General features: G+C 34.0%; 5 protein-coding genes. All 5 read left to right on the plus strand.

The annotated features are described in order from the left end of the window. The first annotated feature begins 101 nt into the window (after positions 1-101). Positions 102-290, plus strand: coding sequence for a hypothetical protein (locus tag AC1RYN_RS01165; RefSeq protein ID WP_481805495.1), 189 nt, complete (start codon positions 102-104; stop codon positions 288-290). Beyond that, positions 266-490: a hypothetical protein gene (locus tag AC1RYN_RS01170; protein ID WP_481805496.1), complete on the plus strand. Its 225-nt coding sequence runs from the start codon at positions 266-268 to the stop codon at positions 488-490. Before AC1RYN_RS01165 ends, AC1RYN_RS01170 begins: the two co-directional genes overlap by 25 nt. 126 nt (positions 491-616) lie before the next feature. Then, positions 617-868, plus strand: coding sequence for a hypothetical protein (locus AC1RYN_RS01175; RefSeq protein ID WP_481805497.1), 252 nt, complete (start codon positions 617-619; stop codon positions 866-868). Between the two features lie 809 nt (positions 869-1,677). Further along, positions 1,678-3,747: a hypothetical protein gene (locus AC1RYN_RS01180; RefSeq protein ID WP_481805498.1), complete on the plus strand. Its 2,070-nt coding sequence runs from the start codon at positions 1,678-1,680 to the stop codon at positions 3,745-3,747. A gap of 406 nt (positions 3,748-4,153) precedes the next feature. Continuing rightward, the gene (locus AC1RYN_RS01185; protein ID WP_481805499.1) at positions 4,154-4,486 is read left to right on the plus strand and encodes a hypothetical protein; all 333 of its coding nucleotides are present in this window, start codon (positions 4,154-4,156) and stop codon (positions 4,484-4,486) included. Positions 4,487-4,490 lie beyond the last annotated feature (4 nt).

Consider the following 4,490-nt stretch of genomic DNA (forward strand, 5'->3'; position numbering starts at 1 on the left):
TTACGTATTGCTAAAGGTTATATATGTCCCTGTTGTTAGGGAGGCAGCACCTCAATGTTAAGTATTGTTAGTAGCACGAACAAAACCGTATCGAATCCCCTTTGGGGCATTTTGTAAATGAAATTAAACTAGCTGCTGTCAAAAATGATTTGACCTATTATTTGACAATAAAATATGTTTACGATTTCCCTGAGAATTATTTTTTTATAGATTATACGGTGACTATCCCAGAAGGAAATACCGAAGAAGTTAAATCGGCTCATGGTTGGGATACTCATGTGCAAAAATAACAAAAGTCCTAGGGCCAGGGTTTGAAACAGGAGTTGCTCCCAATTTAGTTGTTGGAGCAAAGATGATAGGAGGAACTTCCTATGAAGCTTTTGAGTATATAGGAGGTGTACCCTGGAGTGGTTATTTTTCTGCTTATTATATCTTAATGCCTTATAATTTAGGACGTGATATGACTTTCAAAAATACTGATAAACCCTGATGTTAATATCGGATAATGGTCTGGGGATTTCAATGAATTTTGGGAAGTATTCCAGGTAAGTTTTACCAGTAGTAACAAATTGTTTTTTGCTTGTAGTGGGAGGAGATGTAGCACCAACTTTAGTCAATGGGGGCAGTAATTTGTCAAGATGAGGTTTTAAATTTAAATAGTCTTATTACATCTCCAGCCCCTCCACCAGATGTGGCTGTAGTCTGGAAAGATGCAAAAGGAGCAGTAGTTATAGATCCTACAACGGTAACTAAAGCAGGAAAGTACACTGTTTATTATTATTCTGCAAAATACTACTGTATTTCACCTACTGCTAGTATTGATATTGTATATGACAGCTGTGGAATCTGTTATAAACAAGGGGGGTGACTACTAGGAACAGAAGAGGTTTTCCTTTAGCCGTTATTTCTACGCTGGACCGAAAAAATCATTCTGCCATAAATCCAAGAAATGGAGCTTTGATTTTAGAGTCTAAAGAAAAAGGCTTTGTGATTAGTAGGGTTGCTTCACCAGAAACAGCAATCGCTGTTCTGGAACCCTCCTGCCTCTGCGGTTGGCAGAGACAGACCACGGCCCAGTACTTTTTCCATTGTTTTTTCCCGTCCTGTAACGAATGTAGGAATCGCTTTTACAGGGGCAGATGATAAAAGGTTTACCTTTACCATAAATAACAAGCAACCCATTGAACTAAAAAGCAATAGTTCTAGAATATCAACATAACGGATAAAAAAGTAAGTTTCAATGGAACAAGATTAGGAGGGAATATTACTGTAGGTGGAGCAAGGTTTGCAGATAACATTTCAACATAACGGAGAAGGAGGCGGTTTGTTAATCAATTTATGTTTTGTATAATGCTGATTTTTAATAATCTAAAGATTAATTTGTACTACTCCTGATAAAAAATCCCAATCATAATTTGTTTATTGATTGGGATTTTTTTATCAAGTTAATTGTATACGTTTTCAAAGTACCTGAAGTTGTTCTATTAGTTGTGTGATTTAAAATTAAACAAAATAAATTATGGCTTCTAGTGGATGTTTTATGGTTTTAATTGAAATGAAAAAAAAAGAAGTATATCTATTTTTGCCTTCAAATTAAATCATAGTTCAAACGCTAATGATTAATTATAGAATTATGAAAATAGAGTCAGTAATATTAATTTTTTTGAAAAATCTTTTATGCAATTACAAGGTAAGATTATTTTTTTAGTGCTGTTTGTAACATTATTTACAATAAAAAGCTGGACACAGGAAGCACAGAGAACCAAACAAATAAATCCAAATATTCCCTATACTTTTAGTAGTGAGAGTGGTACTTATGCTCATCTTACTGATGGGACTACTGTTGAAGATCTTAGTGGCTATAATATTGTGAGTGGTAGGCTGCCTATAGGATTTTCTTTTCAATTTGGATGTGAGACCTATACTGATTTTTATGCTAGTTCTAACGGAACGCTTTCTTTTAACAAGCCTTATTATGAAGGAATTAATGCTGTCGTTTCGTTGACTCCGGATGATTTAACTTTATTAGCTCCTTTATGGGATGATTTAAGTGGAGTTGGTGGTACTTTTTCATACAAAACTAGGGGTAATGCACCTAATCGGGTCTTGATTGCAGAGTGGAAAAACTGGAAGTGGGACTATTATGCAGCTTCGGCTGTAATCTCTTTCCAAGTTAAATTGTATGAGGGAACCAATACTATAGAATATGTTTATAAGCAGGAATCAACACCAAATACGGCTGGATCTGCTTCTATTGGGATTTTTAATGGCAAGTCTTCAACTAAAATAGCTAAACAATTATGGCTAAACAATAGCAGTAAAAATCCTGTAGCTACTGTAAATTTTACCAATAATATCAATAAACGTCCAGCAAGCGGCCAAGTATATCGTTTTACTCGTAGAGACAATGATACCAGTTGTGAAATGGTTTATTATGGGCAAACAGTAATAAATGAGATTGGTGGGGCTAGTACAGATGATGGGCTTAAGATTATCTTATCAGGTGCTGCAAATATGCAAATTCGAAGAAATGGCAGTGGTCAGATATATAATCCTGATATTGAGATTCTGAGTGGTACTTCGTATCCATATGAAGTTCCAGGAACTACTCATGGTTTAGTGCTTTCAGTAGGGAATACTTATTTTAGAGGAGGTACATTGATACCTGAAGGTCAATATGTGACAGAATTAGAGGTAGTTAGTAGTACGAAGCAAAGTCGTATCGAATCTTCTCCAGGGCATTTTGTAAATGAAATTAAATTAGCGGCTGTCAAAAAAGGTTTAACGTACTATTTAACAGTAAAATATAGCTACGATTTTCCAGGAAATGATTTTTTTATGGATTATACTGTAACTATACCAGAGGGGAATACCGAAGAAGTTAAATTGGCTCATGGCTGGGATACTTATTTACAAGGTGATGATAGAGGGCCGGGGTTTATATCTGGAACTGCTCCTAATTTGGTTGTTGGAGTAAAGAGAGAGCCTTCCTATGAGGCTTTTGAGTTTTTAGAAGGTATACCTTGGAGTGGTTATTTTTCTGCTTATTATAGCTTATTAAATAGTGATTTAGGAAGTGAAATGACTTTTAAAAACACTATAGATTCAAATGTTAATACTGATAATGGTATTGGAATTTCTATGAATTTTGGAAAAATACAGGAAGTTTTACCAGTAGTAATAAACTGGTTTTTGCTTGTGAAGCAGGAGATCTTAGCACCAGCTTTAGCCAATAAGGGAGGTATTTGCCAAGGTATGGTTTTAGATTTAAATAGTCTTATTACATCTCCAACGCCTCCAGGTACAATAGTAGTTTGGAAAGATTCAAAAGGAGCAGTCGTTGCAGATCCTACAACGGTCAATACAGCAGGAACGTATACAGTCTATTATCATTCTGTAAAATACAACTGCGATTCTCCTGTTGGTACTACTGTTGTTATAGATGATACTACCTGTGGAATCTGTTATAAACCTGGTGTTGTTACCGGTACACAATCAGACTCTTCTTTAGCAGTTATTTCTACGCTTGATCGAGAAAATTATCCTGCCGTAAATACAAGAAACGGAGCTTTGATTTTAGAGTCTAAAGAAAAAGGCTTTGCCATTAGTAAGATTGCTTCACCAGAAACGGTAATTGCTACTCCAGTTGAAGGGATGCTTGTTTTTGATACGGCCAGCAATTGTTTAAAATTGTACAATGGTATTATTTGGAATTGTATTCAGCAGACATGTGTCGATAATAATTAATTAAGTTTCTATGTACAATTAAGGAATCTAAAAAAAATACATTTCTTTTGTAAAGCTAGTTATTTGTATTTTAAATAGATGAAGTATGTCATATAGCTTTTTAAAAAAAAGAAGAAGAGGTATATCTGCTTTTGTTCACTAATTTTTAACAAACCATTTGCTAGCTCAATTAATAGTAGGATACATTAAAAGTAATTTAGCCAAAGAGCCAATACAGAAGTTACTTTTGAGCCATGGTCATTATTTTTGCCTTAGTTCTTTTAATGAAAGTATTGGTTTTATGAAGCAAAGAATTTTATAAAATAAAAAGAATATTGCATTTTCTAATTGATCAAAGAAATATTTCTTAGATAAGAAAATAAATAATAAGGATGTGTTTTTTATATTTAAGGTATAATTATTTGTTATGAAAGTAATAGAACATGATTTTGATAGCAATCCAGATCCGCTTGCAGTGGTAGCAGATGCTGTAGGAGGGGTTATTGATGGTAACATTGTAAGAGGAGATAATACGATATATAAAGGAACGTATTCAATATTTAACATAGAAGAAGGAGTTCAGGCAATACTAATTGATGTAAGTTATAAAAAGACGCTGTTTCTAAAACACAAGAATAGGACTAATAATGATGCCGTAATTTTATATTTTTATCTATTAAGTACTGATATTGATTTTTTTTTGAATAAAAAAGCGACACGATTCAGGTGCTGCCTCCCTAACAACAGGAGCATGTATTAACCTT

The sequence above is a fragment of the Flavobacterium sp. TC780 genome, from assembly GCF_056783245.1.

Coding starts and splice junctions, on each gene's coding strand:
- AC1RYN_RS01175 (WP_481805497.1), top strand. CDS start 617: ATGGGGGCAGTAATTTGTCAAGATGAGGTTTTAAATTTAAATAGTCTT.
- AC1RYN_RS01180 (WP_481805498.1), top strand. CDS start 1,678: ATGCAATTACAAGGTAAGATTATTTTTTTAGTGCTGTTTGTAACATTA.
- AC1RYN_RS01185 (WP_481805499.1), top strand. CDS start 4,154: ATGAAAGTAATAGAACATGATTTTGATAGCAATCCAGATCCGCTTGCA.